General features: G+C 65.1%; 21 protein-coding genes. 11 read left to right on the forward strand and 10 right to left on the reverse strand.

Translation table 11 applies throughout. The features are described 5' to 3' along the window. From ACT54B_RS19085 to ACT54B_RS19130, 10 genes are all read left to right on the forward strand, one after another. A complete protein-coding gene (locus tag ACT54B_RS19085; RefSeq protein ID WP_476047227.1) occupies positions 1-1,935 on the forward strand; it encodes a methyl-accepting chemotaxis protein in 1,935 nt (644 codons plus the stop codon). Between the two features lie 11 nt (positions 1,936-1,946). Next, positions 1,947-3,488: a chemotaxis protein CheW gene (locus tag ACT54B_RS19090; RefSeq protein ID WP_476047229.1), complete on the forward strand. Its 1,542-nt coding sequence runs from the start codon at positions 1,947-1,949 to the stop codon at positions 3,486-3,488. A gap of 14 nt (positions 3,489-3,502) precedes the next feature. Further along, entirely contained in the window at positions 3,503-4,615 is a 1,113-nt protein-coding gene (cheB, locus tag ACT54B_RS19095) for a chemotaxis-specific protein-glutamate methyltransferase CheB (RefSeq protein WP_476047231.1), read from the forward strand. Positions 4,616-4,624: 9 nt separating this feature from the next. Further along, complete coding sequence (locus tag ACT54B_RS19100) at positions 4,625-5,242, forward strand: HEAT repeat domain-containing protein (protein WP_476047233.1); 618 nt, start codon at positions 4,625-4,627, stop codon at positions 5,240-5,242. 6 nt (positions 5,243-5,248) lie between these two features. Then, positions 5,249-6,085: a CheR family methyltransferase gene (locus ACT54B_RS19105; protein ID WP_476047235.1), complete on the forward strand. Its 837-nt coding sequence runs from the start codon at positions 5,249-5,251 to the stop codon at positions 6,083-6,085. A gap of 8 nt (positions 6,086-6,093) precedes the next feature. Further along, positions 6,094-6,462, forward strand: a complete 369-nt coding sequence (locus ACT54B_RS19110) for a response regulator (RefSeq protein WP_476047236.1) — start codon at positions 6,094-6,096, stop codon at positions 6,460-6,462. Beyond that, positions 6,462-9,122 carry a chemotaxis protein CheA gene (locus ACT54B_RS19115; RefSeq protein ID WP_476047237.1) on the forward strand — a complete coding sequence of 887 codons (2,661 nt, stop codon included), beginning with the start codon at positions 6,462-6,464 and terminating at the stop codon, positions 9,120-9,122. The genes ACT54B_RS19110 and ACT54B_RS19115 overlap by 1 nt, the downstream gene beginning before the upstream one ends. After that, on the forward strand, positions 9,112-9,360 hold the full coding sequence (locus tag ACT54B_RS19120; protein WP_476047238.1) for a hypothetical protein: 249 nt from the start codon (positions 9,112-9,114) through the stop codon (positions 9,358-9,360). Before ACT54B_RS19115 ends, ACT54B_RS19120 begins: the two co-directional genes overlap by 11 nt. A gap of 1 nt (position 9,361) precedes the next feature. Further along, positions 9,362-9,727, forward strand: a complete 366-nt coding sequence (locus tag ACT54B_RS19125) for a response regulator (protein WP_476047240.1) — start codon at positions 9,362-9,364, stop codon at positions 9,725-9,727. A 134-nt stretch (positions 9,728-9,861) separates the two neighbouring features. Next, positions 9,862-10,737, forward strand: coding sequence for a MerR family transcriptional regulator (locus tag ACT54B_RS19130; protein WP_476047242.1), 876 nt, complete (start codon positions 9,862-9,864; stop codon positions 10,735-10,737). A gap of 131 nt (positions 10,738-10,868) precedes the next feature. On the opposite strand, the gene ACT54B_RS19135 is transcribed toward ACT54B_RS19130, so the two are convergent. The 10 genes from ACT54B_RS19135 to ACT54B_RS19180 form a co-directional block, all read right to left on the reverse strand. Continuing rightward, positions 10,869-11,237: a response regulator gene (locus ACT54B_RS19135; protein ID WP_476047243.1), complete on the reverse strand. Its 369-nt coding sequence runs from the start codon at positions 11,235-11,237 to the stop codon at positions 10,869-10,871. A 249-nt stretch (positions 11,238-11,486) separates the two neighbouring features. After that, positions 11,487-12,917 (reverse strand): APC family permease, encoded by a 1,431-nt coding sequence (locus tag ACT54B_RS19140; RefSeq protein WP_476047411.1) that lies wholly within the window; start codon positions 12,915-12,917, stop codon positions 11,487-11,489. A 120-nt stretch (positions 12,918-13,037) separates the two neighbouring features. Next, positions 13,038-13,544, reverse strand: a complete 507-nt coding sequence (locus tag ACT54B_RS19145; protein WP_476047244.1) for a flavin reductase family protein — start codon at positions 13,542-13,544, stop codon at positions 13,038-13,040. A 5-nt stretch (positions 13,545-13,549) separates the two neighbouring features. Then, positions 13,550-14,899: a glutamine synthetase family protein gene (locus ACT54B_RS19150; protein WP_476047246.1), complete on the reverse strand. Its 1,350-nt coding sequence runs from the start codon at positions 14,897-14,899 to the stop codon at positions 13,550-13,552. After that, positions 14,896-15,576: a TetR/AcrR family transcriptional regulator gene (locus ACT54B_RS19155; RefSeq protein WP_476047248.1), complete on the reverse strand. Its 681-nt coding sequence runs from the start codon at positions 15,574-15,576 to the stop codon at positions 14,896-14,898. The genes ACT54B_RS19150 and ACT54B_RS19155 overlap by 4 nt, the downstream gene beginning before the upstream one ends. Further along, entirely contained in the window at positions 15,573-16,862 is a 1,290-nt protein-coding gene (locus ACT54B_RS19160; protein WP_476047249.1) for an alpha/beta fold hydrolase, read from the reverse strand. The genes ACT54B_RS19155 and ACT54B_RS19160 overlap by 4 nt, the downstream gene beginning before the upstream one ends. 3 nt (positions 16,863-16,865) lie before the next feature. Continuing rightward, complete coding sequence (locus ACT54B_RS19165) at positions 16,866-18,176, reverse strand: acyl-CoA dehydrogenase family protein (RefSeq protein WP_476047251.1); 1,311 nt, start codon at positions 18,174-18,176, stop codon at positions 16,866-16,868. 26 nt (positions 18,177-18,202) lie between these two features. Further along, the gene (locus ACT54B_RS19170) at positions 18,203-19,252 is read right to left on the reverse strand and encodes a 2,5-dihydroxypyridine 5,6-dioxygenase NicX family protein (RefSeq protein WP_476047252.1); all 1,050 of its coding nucleotides are present in this window, start codon (positions 19,250-19,252) and stop codon (positions 18,203-18,205) included. 234 nt (positions 19,253-19,486) lie between these two features. Then, a complete protein-coding gene (locus tag ACT54B_RS19175) occupies positions 19,487-20,485 on the reverse strand; it encodes an Ldh family oxidoreductase (RefSeq protein ID WP_476047254.1) in 999 nt (332 codons plus the stop codon). A 2-nt stretch (positions 20,486-20,487) separates the two neighbouring features. Continuing rightward, positions 20,488-22,473 carry an oxidoreductase gene (locus ACT54B_RS19180; RefSeq protein WP_476047256.1) on the reverse strand — a complete coding sequence of 662 codons (1,986 nt, stop codon included), beginning with the start codon at positions 22,471-22,473 and terminating at the stop codon, positions 20,488-20,490. Positions 22,474-22,617: 144 nt separating this feature from the next. Here ACT54B_RS19180 and ACT54B_RS19185 point away from each other — a divergent pair, with 144 nt between their 5' ends. After that, positions 22,618-24,654: an oxidoreductase gene (locus ACT54B_RS19185; RefSeq protein ID WP_476047413.1), complete on the forward strand. Its 2,037-nt coding sequence runs from the start codon at positions 22,618-22,620 to the stop codon at positions 24,652-24,654. The last annotated feature ends 120 nt before the right edge of the window (positions 24,655-24,774 follow it).

The raw sequence follows: 24,774 nt of genomic DNA on the forward strand, positions 1-24,774 counted from the left end.
ATGCCAATTGTGAAGAAAACGGGGGCGTCGTCGATGCCCGTGAACGCCAGCACCGGGACCGGTCACAAGACCCTGCCGGCGGCCGCGGCCCGGGAAGCGGAGGCGCAGCGCAAGCGCGCCCGCACCTTTGCCAAGCAGCAGCAGGCCGCCGAGCGCATCGCCGCCGCCACGGGGCAGATCGCCTCCAGCACGGCCGAAGCCGCCTCCGCGGCCGAAGAGCTGAAGCGCGCCTCCGAGCTGATCGCCAGCGGCGCCGAACAGGCCAGCAGCGCCGCCCAACAGTCGCTCGCCGCGACCCGTCAGGTCATGGATTCCCTCGGCCGCCAGCTGAAGCTCGCCGAAAGCAGCCAGTCGCGCGTGGACACCGTGCAGACGCTTGCCGCGCGCACTTCCGCCGATATCGGCGCCCTGATCTCCAACGTGGGTGTGGCCGCCCAGCGCCAGGCCGGCTCCGTCCATCTCGTCAAGGAACTGGAAAGCCAGGCGGCCGACATCGGCGAAATCGTCAAGGCCGTCGCCCGCATTGCCGACCAGACCAATCTTCTCGCGCTCAATGCGGCCATCGAAGCCGCCCGCGCCGGCAAGCACGGCAAGGGCTTTGCGGTCGTGGCCGACGAAGTGCGCACGCTTGCCGAAACCTCGGAGAAGAGCGCCCAGCAGATCGCTGAACTCGTGGGCCAGATCCAGACCGATGTGGAGGCGATCACCTCGGGCATCAACACCTCCGCGCAGACCGTGATCGGTGAAGTGGAGAAGGGCAAGGTCGTCACGGTTCAGCTCGCCGAAATCGGGCAGAACATGATGGAAATCATGGGCGGCACGCGCGAGATCGCGTCGGCCGCGCTGCAATCCAATGCCGCCGCCACCCAGGCCATGCGCGGTGCGGAAGATATCGCCGCCGCCGCCGAGGAACAGTCCGCCGCCGCCGAGGAATCCGCCAAGGCGGTGACCAGCCAGACCGAAGCCCTGGCCGAATGCGAGCAGACGGCCCAGTCGCTGAACGAGCTTGCGGAAGACCTGAAGAATTCCTCCGACATCACCAAGAGTGCCGAGGAAGTGGCCTCCGCGTCGGAAGAGCTGTCCTCCGCCATCCAGAGCATCAACCGCTCCGGCGGCCAGATCATGACTGCGCTGGAACAGATCCGTAAGGGCTCCCAGACCTCCGCCGCCGCGACCGCCCAGGCCGCCGCCGCCATGGGCCAGATCGAGAAGGGCGCGGAGCTGGCGCTCCGCCGCGCAGAGGGCAGCGCAGACCGCGTCAGCACGGTCCGCACCCTCTTGGAAACGAACAAGCAGGCCGTCGACGAACTGATTGCCGGCATTTCCAATTCGGCTGACGGCACCCGCACGAGCATTCGTCAGGTGAAGGATCTCGGCGTCGTGTCCCGCAAGATCGACAAGATCGTCGAGGCGATCGCCAATGTGTCGATCCAGACCAATATGCTCGCCGTCAACGGCTCCATCGAAGCGGCGCGCGCCGGAGAATTCGGCAAGGGTTTCGCCGTGGTCGCGACGGATATCCGCAATCTCGCCCGGGACTCCGCAGAAAATGCGGACCGCATCAAGGATCTCGTCAAATCCGTGCAGGACCAGATCCAGCTCGTCGGACGCGATCTCGACGAGATCGTGGAAGCGGCGCTGACAGAGGTGGACAAGGCGAAGATCACCACCGAAAACCTGATCGGCATCGAGGCGGACATCCGGGAAGTGGAAACCGGCACGAGCGCCATCAGCGCCAGCGCACAGGAAATCGTCGCCGCGCTCGGCCAGACCAAGCAGGGTCTCGACCAGATCGCGATTGCAGCCACGGAATCGGAAAAGGCGGCATCCGAAGCGGCAACCGCCGCCCAGCAGCAGGCCCAGGGCACCGAGGAAATGCTGGCCGCCATCGAGGAAATCGCTTCGCTTGCCGACGAATTGCAAAGCGCAAGCTGAGGGAGAGATCGATGCAGGATGCCGAAACAATCGACCGGGACGACGAGGCCCGGGAGCGGGACGACTGCCAGTTCGTGACCTTCATGGTAGAGGATGAAATTTTCGCGGCGCCCATGGGGCCGGTGCAGGAAATCATCCGGGTTCCCGATCTGGCCCGGGTGCCGCTGGCCCCGCATTCGTTGCTGGGTCTCGCCAATCTGAGGGGCAGGGTTCTGCCCATCGTGGATCTCCGGCGCATCTTCAATCTCTCCGATGTCGGTCATACGGATTCGACCCGGGCACTGGTGATCAATTTCGGCTCCCCGCTGGGCTTCGTGGTGGATCGCGTCTCGAGCGTGATTGCCGCCGCCAGTTCCGACATCGAGCCGGTCGCCAGCATCCGCTCCACGATCCGGGACGAGATGCTGACCGGCGTCGTCCGCGGTCAGGACGGACAGCTGATCATGGTCCTCGATTTCGAGCGGATCATCGCGCAGGAATTCGCGGCCATCCTGGAAGGCACGCGATCCTCCGCCCCGTCGGATCTCGTCATGGACGGCGCCTTCAGCGCCGAGGAGGACGAAGCCGAGGTAGACGAGCTTCAGCTCGTCTCCTTCTCGGTCGAGGAACAGGAATATGCGGCCGACATCTCCACCGTGCAGGAAATCGTGCAGATGCCCTCCCGCGTCGTGGCGATCCCCAATGCACCCCGGCACGTGCTCGGCCTGATGACCCTGCGCGAGCGGCTGCTGCCCATGGTTTCGCTGCGGGCGATGCTGAACCTGCCGCTGGCCCGCGAGGGCGGTTCGGAACGGGTGGTGGTGCTTGGCCTCGGCGACGGCCATGCCGTGGGCGTGGTGGCCGATACCGTGGACGAGGTGCTGCGGGTGCCGCGCAATCTGGTCGAACCGCTGCCGACCCTGCTCGCCCAGGGCGGCGGGATCGAGGAAATCGCTTCCGTCTGCCGGCTGGACGGCGGACGCCGCCTGGTTTCGGTCATCGACACCGAGCGGATGTTTGCCGCCGCATCCTTCCAGTCTGCCATGAACCACGCCGTGCATCTGGAGAAAAACATGAACGATCAGAACCTTCAGGACAGCGACGACGACATTATCGAGGACGAGGAGCAGGTGGTGGTCTTCCGGCTCGGCAGCGAGGAGTTCGGCGTGCCGATCGCTGCGGTGCAGGAAATCGTCCGCGTTCCCGAACAGCTCACCCATGTGCCGAAGGCGCCGGGCTTCGTGGAAGGCGTGATCAACCTGCGCGGCTCCGTCCTGCCGGTCATGGACCAGCGGCGACGCCTCGGGCTGGAAGATGCCGCCCGCAACGACCGGCAGCGCATCATGGTCTACGTGCTGGACGGCAAGCGCATGGGCTTCATCGTCGATGCGGTCTCCGAGGTGCTGAAGATCCCGCGCCAAGCCATCGATACGGCGCCGAAGCTCTCCGGCGAGCAGCAGAAGATTCTGGGCCGCGTCGCCAATCTGGAGAAACAGCGTCGCATGATCATGCTGGTCGATCCGGCCGCCCTGCTTTCGGGCACGGAAATGGCCGATCTGGCGAAGGTCGCTTGAGGGGAGAGCCGGGGATGACCGCTGTTCTGGTTGTCGATGACTCCGCCCTGATGCGCAAGCATCTCAGCACCCTGCTGAAGGGCGCCGGCATGGATGTACGCACCGTCAGCAACGGCGTGGATGCCGTGCGGGAAGTGCTGAACAATCCGCCCGATGTGATCACGCTCGACGTGAACATGCCGCAAATGGATGGGCTCACCGCCCTGTCGCAGATCATGACGGCGCGCCCGACGCCCGTCGTCATGGTTTCCTCCCTCACCTCCAAAGGCGCCATGGCCACGCTGGAAGCGCTGGCCATGGGGGCCGTCGATTTCATCGAGAAGCCGGGCGGCACCATTTCGCTTTCGCTCGACAGCGTGGCGGCAGGCCTGGTGGAAAAAGTGTCGACCGCCGCCCGCGCCCGTCTGAAGGCGCGGCCGGGCGCCGCTGTTGCCCGGGCTCGCGTGGACGCCCCGATGCCGGCCCCTCCCGCCCGGCCGATGCCGGTCGCGGCCGCTGCGCCGGCGCCGGCGCCAGCCCCGGTGACGGTCGCCCGACCCCGGGCCGCCGGTCTGCCGGACGGCCTGGTGATCATCGGCATTTCCACCGGAGGTCCGAAGACGCTGGAGGAGGTTCTGCCGCACCTGCCCGCCGACCTGCCCTGGCCGGTGCTGGTGGTGCAGCACATGCCTGCCTCCTTCACCGGGCCACTGGCGCGGCGTCTGAACGGGCTCTGCGCGCTGGAGGTCAAGGAAGCGGAGCAGTTCGAACGCATCGCCCGCGGAACGGTCTATGTTGCCCGGGGCGGCACGGATCTGGCGGTCGGCCTGCGCAACGGCATGATGGTGGCGATCAACAAGCCGGAATCCCCCCGCCATCCCTGGCACCCGTCGGTCGACGTGCTGGTCAGTTCGGCCATGGAGATCCTGCCAGCGGCAAGAATCCTCGGCGTGCAGATGACCGGGATGGGCAGCGACGGTGCGGAAAGCATGGCGGAGCTGAAGCGGCGCGGCGGACGCACCATCGCCGAGAGCGAAGAGAGCTGCATCGTGTTCGGCATGCCGCGCGAGCTGATCGAGATGGGCGGCGCCTCGGTCGTGCTGCCGTCACGCGGGGTGGCCTCCAAGATTATCGAATGGGTCAGGTAGGAGACGATCATGCCTCTCAGAAAAATGAAGGCCATACCGGGCGATCCTTCCGGGGAACTCCAGCCGCTCGATCCGGTCACGGCCGTCGCGGAACTGGATGCCAAGGAGCCGCACCGGCGACAGGCGGCGGCGCGCAGCCTGCACGGCCAGGCCGGCGCTGCCCTGGCGCTCTGCGAGCGGTTTGCCGTCGAGACCCATGTTCCGACGCGCGAGGCGCTGGCGGTGGCGATCATGCGCACCGGCGGAGCGGCGGCGGTGGAGCGGTTGCTGCCGCTTCTTTCCTCCGAAGATGCCGCGCTGCGCAACAGCGTGATCGAAATTCTCCAGGCGCTGCCCGACGACGTCGGCCCCCAGATGCGGCGATTGCTGGGCGATGCCAATTCCGACGTGCGCATCTTCGCCGTCAACGTGCTTCAGGCCCTGAAGCATCCGGATGTGGAAACCTGGCTGATCGACGTCATCTCGAGGGACCGCCACGTGAATGTGGTGGCCACCGCACTCGACATTCTGGGCGAGGTCGGCACCGAAGCGGCCATGGAGGCCCTGACCGGGGTCACCGAACGGTTCGCAGACCAACCCTATGTGCGCTTTGCCGCCTCCCATGCCATCAAGCGGATCGGAGCCTGATCCCTCATGTCGAACCTCACCATTGGACACGAGGATTTCCACAAGTTCCGGGAGTTCTTCTATCGGAAAACGGGGATCCTGTTCGAGGACAACAAGCGGTATTTTGTCGACAAGCGCCTGATCGAACGGATCGAGGCGACGGGAAGCGAAAGCTTCCGCAGCTATTTCACCATGCTGCGCTTCCAGACCTCCAGCGAAGAATTGCAGGCCCTGACCAACAGCATGACGGTCAACGAGACCTATTTCTTCCGGGAATCCTACCAGTTCGACTGCCTGGTCAATTCCCTGATGGATGAGGTGACGGCCCACAAGCAGCCCGGGCAGCCCATCCGCATCTGGTCCCTGCCCTGCTCCACGGGAGAAGAGCCCTATTCGATCGTGATCTACCTGCTGGAGCACTGGAAGAAGCTCGAGCGTTTCGACGTGGAAATCCTCGCCTCCGACATCGACACCGAAGTCCTGAAGGCGGCGGCGCGCGGGGTCTTCACCCAGCGCTCGGTGCAGCATCTGCCGAATGCGGTGCTGCGGAAATACTTCACCCGCCAGCCCGGCGGCACCTACCGCATCGACCCGGATCTGGCCGACTCCATCGACTTCTCGCGGGTCAACCTGCTGGACCCGCTGGATACCCGGCCGTTCCGCAATATCGACGTGGTCTTCTGCCGCAACCTGCTGATCTATTTCGACGACACGTCCCGGCGCGGCGCGGCGGAGACCTTCTACAATGCCATGAGCCCCGGCGGTTTCATCTGCCTTGGCCACTCCGAATCCATGAGCCGGATTTCCGACCTGTTCCAGGTCCGCAAATTCAAGGACGCCATCGTTTACCAGAAGCCGTTGTGAGCCCGACCATGAAATCAATTCTCATCATCGATGATGCATCCACGGTACGCCTATATCACCGCTCCCTGCTCGAGGAGGCCGGCTTCAGCGTCGACGAGGCAATCAATGGCATCGAGGGGGTCGAGAAGGCGCTGACCAAGCCCTATGACCTCTTCGTCGTGGACGTCAACATGCCGAAAATGGATGGCTATGCCTTCCTGCGCGAGGTGCGCAAGCGTACGGATATCCACCAGGCCCCCGCCGTCATGGTCTCGACCGAGGCGGAGGAGAAGGACCGGCAGCGGGCCTATGCCGCCGGCGCCAACTATTATCTCGTGAAGCCGACGCGCCCGGAAGACCTCATCGGCGTCGCCTCGCTGATGACGGGAGGCCGCTGATGCCCCAGCTTCTCCGGCAATTCATCCACGATGCCCACGACATTCTCGAGCGGATGGGCCAGGCCCTGCTGGCGCTGGAAAAGCAGCCGGACGACGAAGGCGTGGTCGACGAGCTCTTTCGCGCCGTCCACACGCTCAAGGGCAATTCCGGCCTGTTCGACCTGCCGACCTTCACCCGCGTCGTGCACGCGGCCGAAGATCTGCTCGACAAGGTGCGCGACCGCGAACTCGCGATCGACAACGACCTGACCGACGAATTGCTGGATTCGATGGATTTCATCCAGCGCATGGTCGAGATGGTGGAGGCCACGGGCTCGATCCCCGATACCTTCACCGACGAGGCCGAGGCCCAGATCGAACGACTGCGCGCGCGTTTGCCGGAACCGGACCCGAACGCCATCCAGCCGGAAGAGGCCTCGGCCGACCAGATCGCGCCCCCCGAAAGGCTGGACTGGATCGGGAACCTCCCGGAACCGGAGCGCCTCGCACTGCTTGCCGAGGCCGGCGAACGGCTGATGGGTATCCGCTATCTCCCGGAGCCCGATTGTTTCTTCAAGGGCGAAGACCCGCTTCTTCTGCTGCGGGGCGTGCCGGAGCTCAGGCTCTTCCACCTCGCGCTGATCGAGCCCTATGAGGGACAGGAGAGCATCGATGTCTACCGCTCCAATATCGAGATCCATGCGCTCAGCCTCGCCTCCCGGGAAGAGCTGAAAGACCATTTCCGCTATGTATCGGAGCAGGTCGCCCTCTATCCGCTCGACCGGGTCGCGCTGGCGCGGCCCGTGGGCGAAGAGGGTCTGGAAGACGGCCTGAAGGCCACGTTCCTCGCCGAAGCGGAGGGTTTGCTGGCCCGGGACGATCTGCAGGGCCTCGGCGAGGCCGCCAGGGCCATGCTGGACATGCTGAACCCGGATCTTCGGGCCGCCTCCGTCCTGCACGGGATCGAGGCGCTGGTCCGGTGCGGCGGAACGGCCGCAGAGATAAGGCCGCTGATCCGGGTTCTGGAGACCGGCGAGATGCCTGACTTCACGGCACCGTCCGAGACGGCGGCCGCAGACCTGCCCCTTCCGGACGACCGGGAGCCCGGGGCCGGAACCGGTTGGTCGCTCGATGGCCAAAGCGACCCGCTTCTCTGCCGCATTGTCGAGACCCAGCGGGCGCTTCTCGATATCGCTGTTCCGGACGATCAATGGGCGGGCCGCCTGCAGGCGATCGGCAACACCTTGCGGTCGCTGTTCCGCTCCCGCTCGCTGGACGCCGCGCTGGCCGACATCGAGAGGGCTCTTGAAGATTGCGAGGCCGAGGGCAGCTTCCTGCCCCTCGCGTTCCTGCTCGACGGGAAACTCGCCGAGGCGGAAGAAGCGGTCGCCGAAGCGCCGGCTGTGGACGAGGCCGCGGCCGATCCCTCCCCCGAAGCCGGCGGCCTGCGGCGCACGGAGGATGGCGGCACCGAACATGCCCGGGTGCCGGGCGAGACGGCCCGCGTGCTCAAGGTGCCGCAGGAAAAGGTCGACCGGCTGATGGAGCTGATCGGGGAAATGGTGGTGGCCAAGAATGCCCTTCCCTATCTCGCCAGCAAGGCCGAGGACGTCTACGGCTCGCGGGAGCTGGCGCGGGAGATCAAGGCCCAGTTCGCGGTCATCAACCGCATTGCCGAAGACATGCAGGATGGCATCATGCAGGTGCGCATGCTGCCGATGGGATCGGTTTTCCAGCGCTTCCCGCGGCTGGTGCGCGATGTCGCCCGTCAGCTCGGCAAGAAGGTGCGGCTGGTGCTCGAGGGCGAGGATGCGGAGGCGGACAAGCATATCGTGGAATCGCTCGGCGATCCGCTGATCCACATTCTCCGCAACAGCCTGGACCATGGGCTGGAGCGGCCCGAAGTGCGCCGCGCCGCCGGCAAGCCGGAGGAAGGCCGCATCCTGGTCAGCGCCACCCAGGAAGGCGACCGGGTGGTGATCGTCATCGAGGATGACGGCAAGGGCATCGACCCCGCCATCATCAAGCGAAAGGCCTTCGAAAAGGGGCTCATCGACGAGGCGCGCCTGGAAAGCATGACCGATGCGGAGGCAATCCAGCTCGTCTTCGCGCCGGGCTTCTCGACGGCCGACCAGGTGTCGAGCCTGTCCGGCCGGGGCGTGGGCATGGATGTGGTGAAGAACAGCCTGGAGAAGATCGGCGGCCAGGTTCGCCTGACGAGCGAGAAGGGAACGGGCACCCGCATCCAGCTGACGCTGCCGCTTTCGGTCGCCGTTTCCCATGTGCTGATGGTGCGGATGAACGGCCAGCGCTATGGCGTGCCGATGGATATGGTGGTGGAGACCGTTCGCGTCCCCCGCGCGGAAATCCACGTGATCAAGGACCGCCGCGTGGCGGTGCTCAGGGGGCGGATCGTGCCGCTCTTCGGCGCCGACGAGCTCTTGTCGCTGCCCGAACCGCCTCTCGCCAATGCCGAAGGCGAATATGCCGTACTCGTCGCCCGGGTGAATGGGGCGACGGTCGGCATGATGGTCGACGGCTTTGCCCAGACCACCGATGTCATTCTCAAACCGCTCGAAGGACCGCTGTCCGCGCTCGCCGGCTTTGCCGGCAGTGCCCTGCTCGGCGATGGCAGCGTTCTCCTGGTGCTCGATCTGAAGGAGTTGATGCATGCCGCTTAAGGCCACCAAATCCCGCATGACGCTGACGGGCGATGTCGTCGTCGACGATGCCGAAACGCTCTATGGCTGGCTGGCCAGCCACAAGAAGGCCACGGTGTCCTGCGCCGGGGTCCACCACCTGCACACGGCGGTCCTTCAGGCGCTGGCCGCCGCGCCGCGTCCGATTGACCCTCTCCCCAACGATCCCTTCCTGGCCGAATGCATTCGCCAGCTCACCCCGAAGGCGAAGGAAAACTGACATGAAAAACGTCTTTGTCGTCGACGATTCCCCCCTGATCGTCTCCTTTCTGCGCACCACGCTCGAAGGCGCGGGCTATCGCGTCCAGAGCGCAGCCGATGGCGCGCAGGCCGTCGCCGCCCTCAAGGTGGCCATGCAGAAGCCGGACCTGATCATCACGGACATCAACATGCCGAACATGAACGGGCTGGACCTAATCAAGAATGCCCGCCAGATGTTCCGCTTCACGCCCATCCTCGCCTTGACGACCGAGAACCAGGCGTCGAAACGCGACGAGGCGAAGAAGCTCGGCGCCACCGGCTGGCTCACGAAGCCGGTCACCCCGGTCGACCTGCTGAAGGTGGTGAAGCAGGTGCTGCCGAACTGAGTTTCGGACACTCCACCCGTGCCGGTCATGGCGAGGCCGGCACGATCTGGCGAAGCGTTTGAAAAAGCGCTATCTTCCGCGCGACGCAGGGACCGGACGGGCGGTGCCCGCGAAAGCCCATGGCCTGGAAGAACATGATTGAGAACGACCACGGCGAAAGCCTTCTCGCGCTCGATGAGCTTTTGAAACTGACGGGGTTGAACCGCAACCTCCTGCATGCCTGGGAAAGGCGCTACGGATTGATGCCCGACCGGCGCAATGCGGCCGGCCGGCGTTTCTACAGTCCGGAACAGGCCGAGCGGTTGCGCCGGCTGAAGAAGGCGGTGGATGCGGGCCACCGGATCGGCGCCATCGCCGATCTCTCCATCGAGGCGCTCGCGGCGCTCTCGCACGGGTCCGATCCGCAGGAACCCTTGAAGGAAATCATCGACTCCGCCCTGCTGCTCGACAGTCAGCGCATCGCCGGGCTGCTGCGGGTGCGGCTGCGCAACCAGGGGCTCCGGCCCTGGCTGCTCGAAACCGTCGTGCCGCTGCTGCGTCAGGTGGGCATGATGTGGAGCGAGGCGCGGCTGCCGGTCGCAAGCGAGCATATTCTCTCGGTGGCCCTCCGTCAGGTGCTTCTGACCTGCCTGCTCGACCAGACGGTGCCGGAGGGCGCCCGCAAGGCGGTGGTGACGACGCTCGAAGGGGAAAGCCACGAATTCGGCGCGCTCACGGCCGCCCTGCTGGCCCGTCTGGAGGGCATCGACGCGGTCTATATGGGACCCACCCTGCCGATCCGGGACATTGCGGCCTCCGCATCCCGCCTGAAGGCCGACGTGGTCATGGTCAGCATCATCATGATGACGCCGGAGGCGTTCGCGCGCCCTCTGGCCGATCTGAGGGCGCAATTGCCGGCCGATATTCTGATGATCGTCGGCGGCCGCAACCTGCACGGGCTTACTCCCACCGTCAACCTGATCGTCCAGCCCGATCTGGAAGGCCTGCCCGCCCTCCTTCGCACGCTCTGAATCCTTGCCGCCGGGAAACGCTAAAAAGCCCGCTCTCCGGGGAGTGCGGGCCTTTTAGCGCTCGATAAAGTCGGGAAAACCGTGCTGATACCTTTCCCGAGGAGAGACTCCGGAGACTGCCGGCTGGCCGGTCAGGCCATTTCAGGCAGCACTTTCGCGATGATGCGCAACAGCTCGTTCGGCTGCACGGGCTTGACCAGCCATCCGGTGGCACCCGCGCGCTTCGCCTCTTCCTTGCTGCCCATCTGCGATTCCGTGGAGACCACGATGATCGGCGTGAAGCGCAGCTTCTGCCGAACCGCCTTGATGAGCGCGAGGCCGTTCATGTGGGGCATGTTGAGATCGGTCAGGATCAGATCGGGGCGCAGCCCGCCATCGATCCGCTTCATCGCCTCATGGCCATCCGGGCACGATTCGACCCGATATTCCGCCCCTTCGAGCGTGGTCTTCAGGGACCACTGAATGAGCGTGGAATCGTCCACGACGAGGATCGTCTTCATGCGTTTGCTCCTGGCCAGATTTTTCCTTGGACGTTCAAGACGTGCTTTGCGCGATAGTCCGGAAGAAGGGCCTCAGCGAAAACGCCGGTCGGGCAGATATTTGGCCAGGGCTGTTTCTTGTCCGTGCAGCCAGATGTATCTTTAATATTATTACACAATGTAAAATGTATATTTAAAATTTTATATATTCGATGGTATTGTTGGGTCTTCCCCGGTGCGCGCGGCGCACCGGGGAAGGAAGCCTGTGGCCTAGCGGTTTTCGCCCATCCGCGCGAAAGCAGCCGGATCCCGGGCTTTCAGCCGTCCGGCCATCACCACGCCGACGAGTGCGGCGAGCGGAATGAGCGCGGGCAGGACGATGCCGAGCACGCCGCCGGTCGTCTGGGTGAGATCGCCGAAATTCACCGCGATGTAGACGAAGAGCGCGGCCATGATCAGGCCGGAAACCGCCGGCAGGATCAGCGTCGAGATCACCGATCCGCCGCCGCCATTCTTCTGGAAGAAGACGATGACCGAAAGGGAGGTCATCGCCATCATGCCGAGCACGCCGAGCGTGCCCACCTGGCTGATCCAGGTGAACATGTTCAGCACCGGATCGAGGCCGAGACCGGCGAAGATGCCCAGCACGATCAACGCCATGACCGTCTGCACCACGGAGCCGATATGCGGGCTCTGATGGGCATCGTGGGTGCGGCCGAAAGCCTCCGGCAGCAGGCCTTCACGACCGGCCACATAGCTGTAGCGGGCGATGTAGTTGTGGAAGGCGCTGATGGCGGCAAAGAGGCTCGACACCAGCAGCAGGCCCGCGATGGCCGGGAAGGGACCGCCCACATACTGGCCCGTCAGGTCGAAGAAATAGGTGGTCGGGTCGGACAGGGCGCCGATGGTGGGCACGATCTTGTCCGCCCCCGTGCCGACGATCATCAGCCAGGTGGTGAAGACGAAAAAGACGCCGATCATCAGCACCGAGAGATAGGTGGCGCGCGGAATGGTCTTGTCCGGGTCGCGAGCCTCCTCGGCATAGATGGTGGTGGCCTCGAAGCCGATGAAGGAGCCGAGGCAGAAGAGCACGGCCGCCGTCAGCGAGCCGGAATTGAAGGCCACCGGATCGAAGATGTTGAGCGCCAGCCCGTTCGCGCCGCCCTTGCCGAGAATGGCGAAATCGACGAGAAGCACGATCAGATATTCCAGCATCACGAGCACGATCATCACCTTGGCGGAGAGATCCACCTGGCGATAGCCGAGGATGCCGACGAGCAGGATGGCAATCAGGCTCCAGACATACCAGGGCAATTCGATGCCGAACCCGGCGAAAACGCCGGAAGCGACACCCCCCAGGAGGCCGATCAGGCCGAACTGCATGGCATTATAGGCCACCACCGCGGTCATGGCGACGGCGCCGGCGGCCCGCCCGCCAAGCCCCCGCGCGGCATAGGCGTAAAAGGCGCCCGCATTGGTCACGTGCCGGGACATGGCCACATAGCCGACCGAAAAGGCCAGCATGATTGCGGTCATCAGCACGAAGGTGGCGGGAATGCCCGCCCCGTTACCGAGCAGGAAGGCGAGCGGCATGGCGCCGGCCACACCGGTGAGCGGTGCGGCCGCCGAGATGACCATGAAGGTCACCGCGATCAGGCCGAGTGAATTCTTTCTAAGCTGGTTTACCCCAGCAGACGTCATGTCAGTCACTGTCCTCTCCATTGCAGTGGTTGCTGTTCCCGTTCTTTCTTGAAACCGGTCTTTTGCCGGCTTTTGTCTATTCATGGTCTATTTTAGGCCGGATGCAACGTTTGATTAACGTCAAGCGAGCTGAACCGCGCGCCGATAGGCGCGCTGGCCGTAGAGAAGGGCTGCCGGATCGTCGGAGAGGCGGATCGAGCAGACCCGTCCGACGACGATATAGTGGGTTTCCCAAAGCACGGAGGTGGCCACCTGGCACTCGAAGCTCGCCGTCGCACCCTCCAGAACCGGCTGCCCGAGCGCACCCGGCGCCCAGTCGACCGCGTCGAAACGCCCGGCATGATCCCCGGGCACGGTGCGGCCCGCGAAGAGATCGGAAATCCGGTGCTGCCCCTCGTGCAGGAGATTGGCGCAGAAGCTGCGGTTCTTCAGCACCGCTGCTGCGGCCGGGCTCTGGTGATGCAGGCAGGCCAGAAGCGACGGCCGATCGCCGTCTGCGGAGACCGATGTCAGCGAGCTGATCGTAACGCCGAAGCGGCCCGCCTCTCCGTCTGTGGTGACCACGGCGACGAAGGTCGCCGCGCGGCTCATGCCTTCCAGGAACTGCTTGCGGAGATCGTCAGCCATCGGCCCTATCCCAGATCGAAGAAGCGTTGAAGTTCCACATCGGGAACCCGGCGGCGGAATTCGTCGTGCTGGCTTTCGCGGCTGGCCGTAAAGGCCTCCACGAAGCGCTCGCCCAGCCAGTCCCGGGCGAAGGCAGAGGCGCGCAGCCGCTCGATCGCTTCCGGCATGGAGCGGGCGAAATCCGGACCCGCCGGTGCCCGGGCATAGCCGTTGCCGATCACTTCCTCCTCGGGCTCGATCCGGTCGAGAATGCCGGCAACGCCCGCCGCAATGGTGGCGGCAGCCGTGAGGTAGGGATTGGTATCCGCGCCCGGAAGGCGGTTTTCCACCCGGAGCGAGCCCGCATCATGCCCGACGACGCGGAAGCAGGTGGTGCGGTTCTCGAAACCCCAGGTCAGCCCCGGCGGGGCGAAGGTGCCCGGCGCGAAGCGGCGGTAGGAATTGACGGTCGGCTGGAAGATCAGCGTCATGTCGCCGATGTGGCGCTGCAGGCCGCCGATGAAGTGGCGGAAGGTTTCCGACATGCCGTTCCGTCCGGCGGGATCGTGGAAGAGCGGCTTGCCCGCAGGATCGACGAGACTGACATGCAGGTGGATCGACTGGCTGTCGGCCTCCTCCGACCAGCGCGGCATGAAGGTGACGCAGCGCCCCTGGCGCTGGGCAAGCACCCGGATGAAATTCTTGAGCAGCACCAGCTGGTCGGCGGGCTCCAGCCCGGTTCCGGCGGCGATGCAGGCTTCCAGGAAGCCGCCGCCGATTTCCTCGTGCATCTTGGCCAGGTCGATGCCGAGCGGCTCGCACATGTCGGCCACCGCCTCATACCATTCCGCGTGCTGGGCCTGATAGAGAACGAGATCGTGGCTCTTGTGGAGCGTCGCAGTCTTCAGGTTGCGGTAGCCCTTGTCGCGGGCGCTTTCCGGCGTTTCGTCGAACAGCGTATATTCCAGCTCCATGCCATATTTCGGCACGAAGCCGCTGGCCCCCACCCGCGACAGCACCTGCGACAGGCGGGTGCGCGGGCAAAGCTCGGCCGTGGGGCCGGAATGGTTCGAGAGCACCAGCAGGTCATGCCCGGGCCTCGACCAGGGCAGGCGGCGCACCGTGCCGGGATCGATGACGAGCGGATCGTCGTGGAAATCGGACGTCTCGTCGGAAACGCCGGGAATGGTCAGCACCACATCGGTCGGATCGAGAGCATAGGTCACGGGCGACATGCCCATGCCGTTTCGGGCAATGCCCTTCAGCGAGCGCGCAGACACCATCTGGCCGCGCAGCAGGCCATTGGTGTCGGTCATCGCCACGGTTGCGAAGCGGCCGTCGGGGTTGGCTAGAAATTCATCCAGGGTCATCGTCATTCCGTTTCTGCGGCGGGTGGTGGTGGGGCAAGGGTTTGAAGAAGGGCCAGATCGTCTGCGGGGCGGGTGGAATAGGCCCGCAGGAACACGCTGAGGCCGTTGCGGATATAGCGTTCGACCGTCGCCCGGTCGGGCATGGCATCGGGAATGTGCAACACCTTGTTGCGGGGCGCGGAGAGAATGAGGCCCCAGAGGTCTTCGGCGGCCAGTTCCGCATCCTCGAAGGCCAGCCGGCCCCGCGCGCGCTGGCCCAGGAGATAGTCCATCATGCCGGCCAGCACCCGGTCCGGTCCGGAGGACTGGTAGACCCGGCCGATATCGGGCAGGCGCTGGGATTCCGAAATGATCAGCCGGGCGAGCGAGAGCATGTCCGGCCGGAGCACGATCTCCGCATAATGCCACGAGAAATCATAGAGTTCGGCCACCATCGGGGTGTCGCCGGAGGGATCGAAGGAGGCCAGCATATGGTCCCGCTCCTCCGCCATGATGGCGAGGAAGAGCTCGTCCTTCGAGGGGAAATACTGGTAGAGCGTCGGTTTCGAAATGCCGGCAACCGTGGCGATCTCGTCCATGGAGGCCCCGGTGAAGCCGCGCTCCGCAAAGACCTGCAGCGCCGCCTTCAGGATGCGCCTTTCCCGTTCGATGCGGTTCTGCTCGCGCTTCGAGAGGCTGCTCATCGCACCACCTCCTTGAGGAAGTCCGACAGCAGCCGGTTGAAGGCGTCAGGCCGCTCCAGATTGCAGACATGGCCAGCGCCGGCAATCACTTCGAAACGCACCGAAGGCCGGTCGGCGGCGGCGAGGATGCGGCGCGAGACGCCCCGGATTTCGGCGGGCGAGGCCAGCCGGTCGAATGCGCCGGTCATCATCAGCACGGGCATGGAAAGGCGCGAGAAATCGAAGCGCTCCGGCGGATGGGTGAAGCAGCCGAGCGCATCCCGGTAGGTGGCGGCCGGAATGGCAGCCATGGAGGCCCGGAGCGTCTCGCGCAGGTCAGGCCCCGCATCGGGCCCGGCCAGCACGTTCACCACGCCGAGGGCAAAATCGGCGGGCGTCTTGCCCTGGTCGAGCGGCACTTCGCGCGCCAGGCGGAAGGCCTCGCGCTCTGCCGGTTCCGCTTCCGACATGCCGGTGCAGCCTCCGGCCAGGATGAGGCCGTCGAGCCTTTCCGCATGGCGCATGGCATAGGAGGTTGCAATCCAGGAGCCGTAGGAAAGGCCGCAGAGGATCAGCCGGTTCGCCCCGAGGGAACCGGCCACCCGGTCGATATCGGCACAATAGTCCTCGATCGCCGAGGGGTGGTCGCCGAGGCCGCTATGGCCATAGCCGCGCAGGTCGAGCGCTGCCGCCCGGCAGTGGCGGCCGGCGGCCCGCAACTGCGCGAGCCAGTTGGTTCGCCCCCCGCCGATGCCGTGCAGAAAGAGGAGAAGCGGACCGGATTTGGGTGGCGTGACGGTGAGCGCGAGCTCGGGCTTTCCCTTGATCAGCACGGTTTCGAGCGTTGCATCGCCGCCGTCGGGCGACGCCGCCCCCGCGCCCGGGGACGCCGGCAAGGGATCGAGCGCGGCAATGCCCATCTCGAAGATCGCCCTGGTGCCCGCCGCGATCTCTTCCGCCCGGCCGGGAGCAGCGACAATGCGGGCCTGCCACAGGATGCGGCTGCCGCCTTCGGTTGCGGGTTCGACCCGGAGTTCCGCCTCATAGGCCTCGGCGCCCCGGATGCCCTCCACATGGGTATAGGCAAGCACCCGGTCGGTGTCGGACCGGTAGGTCAGCTGCTCGCGGTAGAGGGTTTCCTCGCCACCGGCGCGAAATGCGCGCACCAGCGCACCGCGCCCGTTCCGCTCGGCCCGCATCTCGTCGATCAGCGGATGCCAGTGCCCGGCAAAATCGCCGACCACGGCCCAGATCGCCTCCGGCTCCGCCGCGACATGCCCGATGACCTCGACGCGCTCCTCCGCCATGGCTCAGCGCAATCCCTTCAGCGAACCGGACTCGCCCCGCCACAGCGAGTTGCGGGCGCCGCCCTCGTCGCCCGGCGCGGTGTCGATCTCGTCCATGTCGTAGAGGGAGAGGACGGAGAGATAATCCTCCATGATCTCCGATGTGTAGGGCAGCATCAGCGCGCCGCAGCGGCTGTCGCGATACATCCGTTCCAGCGGCATGGATTTCAGCATGGACTGGCCGCCGCAGGTGCGAATGGCGAGGGCTGCAATTTCCTGCACGCCTTCCATGATGTTGTACTGCGCGGCATACATGCGCATGACCTCGCCCTTGGTGGGGAAGCCCTTGGATTCGCTGAAGGCCTGCCACCAGAGCGCCCGCATGTTGGCGAGCCGGGCATACATCTTGCCGACCGTGATGCGCTTGGTGGCGAACATGCGCCGGTCGATGGGCGGCTGGCCGGGCACCTTGCCCTTCAGATAATCCACGGTGAAATCGAAGGCGCCTTGCGCCACGCCCATATAGGTGGGCGAAAGCGTGGCCATCATGTGCGGCCAGTTCGGCAGCGTCTTGCCGAAGATGCCGGCCGGCATCAGCAAGTCCTCTTCGGTGACGAAGACATCCTTCAGGATGAGATCGCGGCTGTTGGTGCCGCGCATCCCGAGCGGATCCCACTCGCCCTTGACGGAAAGGCCGGGCGTATCCTTGTGGACGACGAACAGCATCGTGTCCTGGTGGCGCGGTTCCTGCCCTTCGAACACTTCCGTGCAGACGATGGTGTAATAGTCGCAATAGCCGGCAAGCGACGCGAATTTCTTGAAGCCGTCGATCTTCCAGCCCCCGTCCACCTTGCGGCACTGGGTCTGGTTGGGCTTCGAGGTCCAGTTCTGCCCGCCTTCGGAAATCGGCTGGGAATAGATCGCCCGCTCGGCCATGGCCCGGCGGAACTGCCGTTCGCGCAAGGGGGCGAACGCCGCCTTTTCCTCCGGCGTCAGGTTCGGCATGTCGAACATGAAGCGCGACCAGGCCATGGAGGAATTGTGCATGTTGAAGGTGAGCGCGGTCGCGCCGCAATATTTGCCGATCTCCGCGCCGATCATCGCATATTCGAACATGGAGAAGCCCCAGCCGCCGAATTCCTCCGGAATCGAGAGGCCGAGAAAGCCCTCGTCGGCGAGATCCCTGTAGTTTTCGACCGGGAAGGAGGCGTCGATGTCGATGGCGGCAGAGCGCGGCGCGAAGCGCTCGCGGCCGAGTTCGTTGATGCGCCGCAGCTTCTCCGCCACGACCGGGCGGATGCGGGAAAGATCGTAATAGTCCTCGATGTCGCTCATGGCTGCGTTCCGTATCTGGCTGAAGATCAAAGGGAGAGGTCGCCCTGCAGCACGCCGTTCTTCACGACGATGCGGCCGTCGAGCGCGATGGTGCAGTTGCGCATCGGCAGGTCGAAATGGCCGAGCGTGTAGCGCCCGGCATACTGGTTGGCGCCCGTGGACCACAGGAAGGACCCGGCGAGTGCCCGGAACTCCACCGCCTGCATGTCGCGCTTGTCATACATGGCCGCCGAGACCCAGCGCGCACCGGGATTGACGCCCCAGCCCACATGGCTGATGCCATAGGCGTTCCGGTCTTCCCAGGCTTCCATATATTCGCGGAAGTGCAGGGCATCGATGCCGTCACCCTTGATTTCGGTGACGAAATCGTTCTCGACCGTGAAGTCGATGCGGCTGGTCAGATAGGTCTTGAAGGTCAGGTTCATGTCGCCGACATCCATGACGATGCGGCCATTGACCGAATTCTTGCCCGGGAAGGCGAGGCAGAGGCCGCCCGGCCAGTGGGCGACCGCGCCCGGATGGGTGCCGAAGCCCGGCGTGCCCCCGCAGGGCGCATCGGTGAGATCGATGACCAGATCCGTGCCGGCGGCGGAGGTGACGCGCATCTCGCGCGCTTCCTTCAGCATCTGGATGCCGATCCGCACCCGCTCCGCATCCTCGGCCTTGGGTTCGGTGCGCTCGAGGATTTCGGGATGTTCGTTGGTGATCACGAGAAGCCGGGTGCCGGCCTCCTCGATCTCCGGCCATTCCGGCGCATGGATGAGGCCTTCGACCGTGCAATCCACCACGACCTCGACCCGCTTCAGCGCCTCGATCACCGCGCGATTGCCCGCAATCGCCCAGGATGTCCCCGTGGACTTGACCGGGACGGGAGCCGTCTGTGGCGGCGTCGGCATCTGGATCATCAGGAAGTCCGCCCCGAGATCATAGGCCGCCAGTTCCGAAAGCTGGATGAGAACCGGACGCGACTGCGTCTCGGAAATGATCGCGACCCGGGTGCCCTTGACGATCCCGTTGAGCGCAAAGACCCGTCGGAAAGCGGCAAGCCACTTTCCTTCAATGCGTTCCTGCAGCATTGAATGCCTCCTTGTTTGCAGCACGTTCCCTGACGCGGCGGCCAAAAGACCGCCGGGGCATGCCGGTTGCGAGCGTTCCCGATTTTTCGATTTCTTTACTCGCGAGTTAAGAAATTCATTGAGGTTTAAACTTTTGTCAAGTGGCAATTTCGAACAGGGGAAAATGAAGCCCGCACCCTTGTGCAGGCCCCGGAAAAACAATTTTGTTTCAAGAGGTTGGGAAAAGGCGGCCGCTCAGCCGGCAACGGACAGGTAGGAAACGATCTCGGCATGCAGCGGGCAGTCGATCACGATCCGGTCGGTCTCGCCGGTGCGGCCAAGGCCCGGCACATGGACGCCGGCGGCCTGAAGACGGTCGATGAAGGCTGCGCCCCGCGCCTGGACGTCCTCCGGCCCCGCCCCCGGATGGATGGCGATGACGGTCAGGCTGGCATCGAGCGTGCGGCTGCCCGACTGGAAATCCGGCATGTCGGCGGACCAGAAGCCGCCGGCGAGACCGGCCGCCATCATCTCCACCATCAGGGCGATATTCGCCCCCTTTCTTCCGCCGAAGGGCAGGAGCGCGCCTTTCAGCGCCTGAAGCGGATCGAGCGTCAGGCGGCCTTCCGCATCGACCGCCATGCCTTCCGCAAGCGGCTCGCCCTTTTCCGCGGCGGCGGAGAGGTTGACGAAGGCCGTGGAGGCGCTCGACTGGTCGATCAGGAGGGGCGGACGGTCCCGGCCCAGCGGATAGGCAAAGGCCAGCGGATTGGTGGAATAAAGCCGGGGAAGGCCGGGCGCCGGGGCCACGAAGGCATTGGCATTGGTGAAGGCGAGAGCGATCAGCCCTTCCGCCGCCAGACGGCGGGCATAATAGCCAAGCTCGCCCGTGGTAAAGCTGTTGCGCTGGGTAAGGATGGCAATGCCGAATGTTCGGGCCGCCTCTGCGAGGGTGCCGGAAAAAAGATCGAAGCCGAGCTGGGCGATGCCGCCATCCGCATCGCAGTCCAGAAAAGCGGGAAAGGGCCTTTCGAGCGCAGGGCGCGGCCTGCGGTGGATGCGCCCTTCCCGGTAGGCCGAGAGATAATCGCGCAGATGGGCAAAGCCTACTTCCGGCCGGCGCGCCAGATGGGCCGCCACGGTGGCGGATGCCAGCGACCGGGCACTCGGTTCATCCGCGCCCGCTCCGCGCAAGGCCCCGAATGCCAGCCCATGGGCCTCGTCCGGGGAAAGGCTGACCGTCGTATCGGGCATGGTCATAGCTCCAGCCCGGCCTTGCGGCCCTCGTAGAAGGCATAGGGGGCCTGCCGTGGCGCGGCGCAATCCCCGATCAGCCGGAAGGCGATGCCACGGGCAGCCAGATCCTCCGAAAGGGGATCGAAAGCCATGTTGGTGGTCGCCAGCACCAGCGTGTCGCCGGCAAGGAAACGTTCCTCGCCGGTATTGTGGTCGACGAGCGTGACGCCATTGCCATGCCACTCCAGCAGCGTCTTCTCCGTTTCCGAGACAACGCCAAGCTTGCCGAGAATCTTGCGCAACGGCGCATCGGCGGCCGTGCGCACCAGCTCCTTGCCGACCATGGCATCGGGGGTGACGAGCGTGACCTGATGGCCTTCCTCGGCCAGCTTCCAGGCCGTGCCGCCGCCGCGCCAGCCGCCCGCTTCGTCGAACAGGATCACCTGCCGTCCGGGCTTCACCTGCCGCGACAGCACCTCCTCCACCGCATGAACGCCGCCCTTTTCGATGCCGGGCAGCATCTCCACCCCGGGCAGCGCCTTCTGGAAACCGGTGGCCGGGGACAGCGAACCGGTGGCGAGAACCACCGCATCCGCGCCGACGGCCTCCACCTCGTCCGCCTCCATATAGGTGTTCAGCCGGAGCTCTACCCCCAGCTTCTCAAGCTGGCCCTCATACCACTGGATGAGATCGAGGATCTGCGCCCGGCGCGGCTGGTGACCGGCCAGCAGGAACTGGCCACCGAGGCGGCTCGACGCTTCCGCCAGGATCACGTCATGCCCGCGCTCGGCAGCCACGCGCGTAGCCTCGAGACCGGCCGGCCCCCCGCCAACCACGAGCACGCGCTTTCTTTCGGGCGCCGCCGTGAACCGGTCGCCGCCCCAGAGATATTCCCGCCCGGCGGACGGGTTGATCAGGCAGCTGATCCAGTAGTCGCGCGAGCGCCGGCCCCAGCACATCTGGTTGCAGGAAATGCAGCCGCGAATGTCGCCTGCCCGGCCCTCCCGCGCCTTGTTGGCAAGATGCGGATCGGCAATCTGCCCGCGCACGATGGAGACCAGATCGGAGGCCCCTTCCCCCAGCACCGTCTCGGCATTTTCGGGCGTGCGGATATGGCTTTCGGCGGTCACGACCGCGTTCTTCACCACCCGCTTCAGCGTGGCCGCCAGATCGGCGCCGAGCTTTTCCGGGAAGAGGAAGGTCGGCATCAGCCGGTAGAAATCGAGATAGCCGCCCGAACCGCAGGTGACGTAATCGAAGAGCTTTTCCCGGTCATGCAGGGCGACGATCTCCGCCAGCTCCTCTTTCTGGAGGTTGACGGCATTGGTGGGATCGTCGCTGACCGAAAGGCCGATGATGAAATCCGGCCCGCAGGTTTCGCGGATGCGCCGCAGGATCTCCCGCGACATCCGCGTGCGGTTTTCGAGGCTGCCGCCCCAGCGGTCCTCGCGCCGGTTGCTCCAGGGCGTCCAGAACTGGTCGACCATGCCGAGATAGGCGGCCCAGACCTCCACCCCGTCGAAACCCGCCTCGCGGCAGCGCCGCGCGGCCTCCACGAAACCGTCGATGGTTTCGAGGATTTCCGCTTCCGTCATAGCATGGGACCCGTCGCTGTCGTGGTAGCTCGGCAGACCGGAGGGCGACCAGTGCGGGTGGAAGGAGAGATCGGAATCCCCGTGTGCGCCCACGTGATAGAGCTGCTGGATCGCCACCGCGCCATGGCGCTGGATCGCCTCCGTCACCTTGCGGAAATGCGGGATCACGCTGTCGTCCGAATGGCGGAAATTGCCGCGCGTCAGCACCGCCGCTGCATGAACCGGCATGGGCTCGACCACGATCATCGCCGCCCCGCCGATCGCGCGCTCCTCGTAATAGGCCACGTGCTGTTCGGTCGGCAGTCCATTGGCCGCCATGTTGGCGGTATGGGCGCCGAACACGATGCGGTTCCTCAGGGTGCGGGACCCGACCTGCAGCGGCGAGAAGAGATGCGGATAGGCGGTTTTCATGACACTCTCCGGCAAGTTCAATCCATCCAAGCCTAGCCGAGGCAGGAACGACCTGCAATAAAAATGTACAGCGTTGTTTTCAATATTGACAGTAGTGTACATTTCTCGGTAAATGGCACCATCAACCTGACGAGAGCCGCCGCCATGTCCAACGATCCGCTTCTCCAGCCCTTCCAGCTGAAGCATCTGACGCTCCGCAACCGCATCATCGTGACCTCGCACGAGCCGGCCTATCCGGAAGACGGCATGCCGAAGGACCGGTATCTGCATTATACGGTGGAGCGGGCGAAAGGCGGCGTCGCCATGACCATGACGGCCGGTTCCGCCGCCGTTTCCAAGGACAGCCCGCCGGTCTTCAACAACCTGCTGGCCTACAAGGACGAGATCGTTCCCTATGTGAAGCGCATGACCGATGCGGTGCACGAAGAGGGCGCGGCGATCATGATCCAGCTCACCCATCTCGGCCGCCGCACCCGCTGGGACAAGGGCGACTGGCTGCCGGTCGTTGCCCCTTCCCATCATCGCGAAGCAGCCCACCGCGCCTTCCCGAAGAAGATCGAGGACTGGGATATCGAGCGCATCATCAAAGACTTCGCCGATGCCGCCGAACGCATGAAGGCGGGCGGCATGGATGGCGTGGAACTCGAAGCCTATGGCCACCTGATCGACCAATTCATCTCGCCGCTGACCAACGAGCTGGACGGCCCCTATGGCGGCTCGCTGGACAACCGCATGCGCTTTGCCTTCGACGTCCTGGGCGCGATCCGCAAGCGGGTCGGCAATGATTTCATCCTCGGCCTGCGCTACACGGCCGACGAGCGCCTGCCCGGCGGCACCGACCATGCCGAGGGCATCGAAATCTCGAAGCGGCTCAAGGAAAGCGGCCTGATCGACTATCTCAACGTGGTGCGCGGCCATATCGACACGGACCCGGGCCTCACCGACCTGATCCCGATCCAGGGCATGGCGAGCGCGCCGCATCTCGACCTCGCCGGCGAAATCCGCGCCGCGACGAATTTTCCCACCTTCCACGCCGCCCGCATCCCCGATGTGGCGACCGCCCGTCACGCCATTGCGTCGGGCAAGGTAGACATGATCGGCATGACCCGTGCGCACATGACCGACCCGCATATCGTGCGCAAGATCATGGAAAAGCGGGAGGAGGACATCCGCCCCTGCGTCGGCGCGAACTACTGTCTCGACCGCATCTATCAGGGCGGCCTCGCCTTCTGCATCCACAATGCGGCGACGGGCCGCGAGACCACCATGCCGCACCGCATTCCGAAGGCGGAAAAGCCTCGCAAGGTGGTGATCGTCGGCGCCGGCCCTGCCGGTCTCGAAGCGGCCCGCGTCTCTGCCGAGCGCGGCCATGAGGTGATCGTTTTCGAGGCGCAGGACAAGCCGGGCGGCCAGATCCGCCTCACCGCGCAGAGCCCGCGCCGCAAGGAAATGATCTCGATCATCGACTGGCGCATGGCCCAGTGCGAGAAGCTGGGCGTGACCTTCCGCTTCAACACTTGGGCGGATGCGGACAGCATCCAGGCCGAGAACCCCGATGTGGTCATCATCGCCACCGGCGGCCTGCCGCATACGGAGGTGCTGTCGGCCGGCAACGATCTCGTCGTCTCCTCGTGGGATATCATTGCCGGCGACGTGAAGCCGGGCACCAATGTGCTGGTTTATGACGATGCCGGCGATCCGGCTGCGCTGCAGGCGGCGGAAGTCATTGCCCAGAGCGGCGCCAAGGTGGAAATCATGACGCCGGACCGCTCTTTCGCGCCGGAGGTCATGGCCATGAACCTCGTGCCCTACATGCGGTCGCTGCAGAAGCTCAACACCGTCTTCACCGTAACGTACCGGCTGGAATCGGTCGAGAAGCGCGGCAACGAGCTGCTCGCCACCATCGGCAGCGATTACGGCGGCGTCTCCAAGCAGCAATCCTTCGACCAGATCGTCGTGAACCACGGCACGGTGCCGATGGACGAGCTGTATTTCGAGCTCAAGCCGCTTTCGAGCAATCTGGGTGCCGTCAACTACAACGACCTGATCGACGGCAAGCCGCAGGTCGAGACCCGCAACCCGGACGGCCGCTTCCAGCTTTTCCGCATCGGCGATGCGGTTGCCGCCCGAAACACGCATGCGGCGATCTATGACGGTCTGCGGCTCGCCAAGGACCTGTGATGCAAGATCCCGCCGGGCGCGAATGTCCGGCGGTTCTGGGAACTCCCTTCCCCGGCCCATCTGGGCCACCTCGCTGCCGCAGGGTCACCCCTGCCGGCAGCTTTTTCTTGTCCGGCAAAC

The organism is Gellertiella sp. DMC107 (assembly GCF_056313605.1).